The 3,452-nt window shown below is 71.3% G+C and carries 3 protein-coding genes and 1 rRNA gene; 3 read left to right on the top strand and 1 reads right to left on the bottom strand.

From position 1 onward, the window contains the following. From ACN6LB_RS45650 to ACN6LB_RS45640, 3 genes are all read left to right on the top strand, one after another. Positions 1-972 (top strand): DUF4350 domain-containing protein (locus ACN6LB_RS45650; RefSeq protein WP_445031073.1); only part of this gene is annotated, 972 nt, incomplete at its 5' end. After that, positions 972-1,961 carry an AAA family ATPase gene (locus ACN6LB_RS45645; RefSeq protein WP_356137723.1) on the top strand — a complete coding sequence of 330 codons (990 nt, stop codon included), beginning with the start codon at positions 972-974 and terminating at the stop codon, positions 1,959-1,961. The genes ACN6LB_RS45650 and ACN6LB_RS45645, both read left to right, overlap by 1 nt. After that, positions 1,961-3,271: a DUF58 domain-containing protein gene (locus ACN6LB_RS45640; protein WP_445031072.1), complete on the top strand. Its 1,311-nt coding sequence runs from the start codon at positions 1,961-1,963 to the stop codon at positions 3,269-3,271. Before ACN6LB_RS45645 ends, ACN6LB_RS45640 begins: the two co-directional genes overlap by 1 nt. 94 nt (positions 3,272-3,365) lie before the next feature. Here ACN6LB_RS45640 and rrf read toward each other — a convergent pair. After that, positions 3,366-3,452 (bottom strand): 5S ribosomal RNA (gene rrf, locus ACN6LB_RS45635); the annotation flags it as partial.

The following is a 3,452-nucleotide window of genomic DNA, read 5'->3' as shown; positions in this document are numbered from 1 at the left end:
ACCACGCGCGTGGCCACCACCCTGGACGAAGCCCGCGCCTCGGCCGGCCCCGACACCACCCTCCTGATCGCCGCCCCCGACCTGCTGACCGACCGCCAGCAGACCCGCCTGCGAACGGCGACCGCGGACTCCGACGGCCGTACGGTCCTCGTCTCCCCCGGCATCCCGTCCGTGCACACCCTGGCTCCCGGAGTCACCGCGGACCCCGCTCCCAGCTTCGACTCGACGCTCTCGCCCCGCTGCGAGCTGCCCGCCGCCCGGCGAGCGGGCACCGCCGACACCGGCGGCATCCGGTACACCGCCACCGGCCTCGACGCCGACACCTGCTACCCCAGCGACGGCCTGCCCACCCTGCTCCGGATCCCGGCAGCCGCCGGTGGCGGCGACACCGTGGTCCTCGGCGCCCCCGACATCCTCTACAACGACCGCCTCGACGAGCAGGGCAACGCCTCGCTCGCTCTTCAACTTCTCGGTTCCCGCCCCCACTTGGTCTGGTACCTCCCCTCGCTCTCCGACGACTCGGCCACCGACTCCGGCCGCCAGGGCCTCTTCGACCTGCTCCCCTCGGGCTGGCTCTGGGGCACCCTGCAGCTCTTCATCGCCGCAGCCCTGGCCGCCCTCTGGAGGGCACGCCGGCTCGGCCCCCTCGTACCCGAACGCCTCCCCGTCGCGATCCGCGCCTCCGAAACCGTCGAAGGCCGCGCCCGCCTCTACCGCAAGGCCAACGCCCGCGACCGCGCCGCCGCAGCCCTGCGCTCCACCACCCGCACCCGCCTCGCCCCCCTCGTCGGCGTACCACCCGCCCAGGCGCACACGCCCGAAGCCCTGCTCCCCGCCCTGTCCGCCCACCTCCACGGCGACGGCCAGGCCCTGCAATCCCTCCTCTTCGGCGCGCCGCCCCGCGACGACGCAGCCCTCATCTCCCTCGCCGACCAACTCGACGCCCTCGAAAGAGAGGTACGCCGTTCATGATGGCCCCGACCACTGACAACGCCGGGTACGCCGGGGATCCGGGCACCGCCCGCGCCTCCCTGGAATCCCTGCGCTCCGAGATCGCCAAAGCCGTGGTCGGCCAGGACCCCGCCGTGACCGGCCTCGTCGTCGCCCTCCTCTGCCGCGGACACGTTCTACTTGAAGGAGTCCCCGGAGTAGCGAAAACGTTGCTCGTCCGCGCCCTCGCATCCGCGCTCGAACTCGACACCAAGCGCGTCCAGTTCACTCCGGACCTGATGCCCAGCGACGTGACGGGCTCCCTCGTCTACGACGCCCGCACCGCGGAGTTCTCCTTCCAACCCGGCCCGGTCTTCACCAACCTCCTCCTCGCGGACGAGATCAACCGCACCCCTCCCAAAACCCAGTCGTCCCTCCTCGAAGCGATGGAGGAACGCCAGGTCACGGTCGACGGCACGCCGCGCCCGCTCCCCGATCCGTTCCTCGTCGCCGCGACTCAGAACCCGGTCGAGTACGAAGGCACCTACCCCCTCCCGGAAGCCCAACTGGACCGCTTCCTCCTCAAACTGACGATCCCTCTGCCCTCCCGCCAGGACGAGATCAACGTCCTCACCCGCCACGCCGAGGGCTTCAACCCACGCGACCTCCGCGCCGCCGGCGTACGCCCCGTTGCCGGCCCCGCGGACCTGGAAGCCGCCCGAGCGGCAGTCGCCAAAACAGCGATCTCCCCCGAAATCACCGCCTACGTAGTGGACATCTGCCGCGCCACCCGCGAATCCCCATCCCTCACGCTGGGCGTTTCCCCCCGCGGAGCCACAGCCCTCCTCGCCACCTCACGCGCCTGGGCATGGCTGACAGGCCGCGACTACGTCATCCCGGACGACGTGAAGGCATTGGCCCTGCCGACCCTCCGTCACCGCATCCAACTCCGTCCGGAGGCCGAAATGGAGGGCGTGACGGCCGACTCCGTCATCACCGCGATCCTCGCCCACGTCCCCGTGCCCCGCTGATGGCACTCACCGGCCGCGCCGCCCTCCTGGCGGCCCTCGGCACGCTCCCTGTCGGCATCTGGGAACCGAGCTGGACAGGCATCCTCGCCGTGAACGCCCCGCTGGCCCTGGCCTGCGCCTGCGACGCGGCCCTGGCCGCACCCGTACGTCGCCTCGGCCTGACGCGCTCCGGCGACACCTCAGTACGTCTCGGCGACACCGCCGACGTCACCCTGACCGTCACCAACCCGTCAGGGCGCCCGCTACGCGCCCATCTCCGCGACGCCTGGCCCCCGAGCAGCTGGGAGTCCGGCACCGAGGTAACCGCCTCCCGCCACCGCGTGACGGTCCCTGCGGGCGAACGCCGCCGACTGACAACCCGCCTGCGCCCGACCCGCCGCGGCGACCGCATGGCCGACCGCGTCACCATTCGTTCGTACGGCCCCCTCGGCCTCTTCTCTCGCCAGGGCACCCACAAGGTCCCCTGGACGGTACGCGTCCTGCCGCCCTTCGCCAGCCGCAAACACCTCCCCTCGAAACTGGCCCGCCTGCGCGAACTCGACGGCCGCACCAGCGTGCTGACCCGAGGCCAGGGCACGGAGTTCGACAGCCTGCGCGAGTACGTCCCGGGCGACGACACCCGCTCCATCGACTGGCGCGCCACGGCCCGCCGGACCACGGTCGCCGTACGCACCTGGCGTCCCGAACGCGATCGCCGCATCCTTCTGGTCCTGGACACGGGCCGCACATCGGCGGGCCGCGTGGGCGACGCCCCACGCCTCGACGCCTCCATGGACGCCGCCCTTCTCCTGGCCGCTCTGGCCTCCCGGGCCGGCGACCGCGTGGACCTCCTCGCATACGACCGCCGTGTCCGCGCCCTGGTGCAGGGCCGGGCGGCTCGCGATGTCCTTCCGTCCCTGGTCAACGCGATGGCCACGCTGGAACCGGAACTCATCGAGACGGACGCTCGCGGCCTCACGGCAACTGCCCTCCGTACGGCACCCCGCCGTTCCCTGCTCGTACTGCTGACCAGCCTCGACGCGGCCCCCATCGAAGAAGGCCTCCTCCCGGTCCTCTCCCGTCTCACCCAGCGTCATACGGTCCTGGTCGCCTCGGTCGCCGACCCGCACATCGCCGCCATGGCAACGGCCCGGGGAAACACCGACGCGGTGTACGAGGCGGCAGCCGCGGCACAAGCCCAGGCGGAGCGCCATCGCACTGCCGAGCAACTCCGCCGTCACGATGTCACTGTCGTCGACGCGATTCCGGACGAACTGGCTCCTGCTCTCGCGGATGCCTATCTGGCTCTGAAGGCCGCAGGCCGCCTGTGACGGACAAAGGGAAAAGGGGGCCTCTTGTTTCAAGAGGCCCCCTTAAACGCAGAAAACCCCCGCACCAAAGGTGCGGGGGTTTTCTTTAAAAGGAGTTCGGCGGCGTCCTACTCTCCCACAGGGTCCCCCCTGCAGTACCATCGGCGCTGTGAGGCTTAGCTTCCGGGTTCGGAATGTAACC

Source organism: Streptomyces sp. SAS_270 (genome assembly GCF_052543295.1).
Note: the sequence above shows the minus strand (reverse complement) of the source record. Positions and strands in the feature narration are given on the sequence as shown.

Coding starts and splice junctions, on each gene's coding strand:
- ACN6LB_RS45645 (WP_356137723.1), top strand. CDS start 972: ATGGCCCCGACCACTGACAACGCCGGGTACGCCGGGGATCCGGGCACC.
- ACN6LB_RS45640 (WP_445031072.1), top strand. CDS start 1,961: ATGGCACTCACCGGCCGCGCCGCCCTCCTGGCGGCCCTCGGCACGCTC.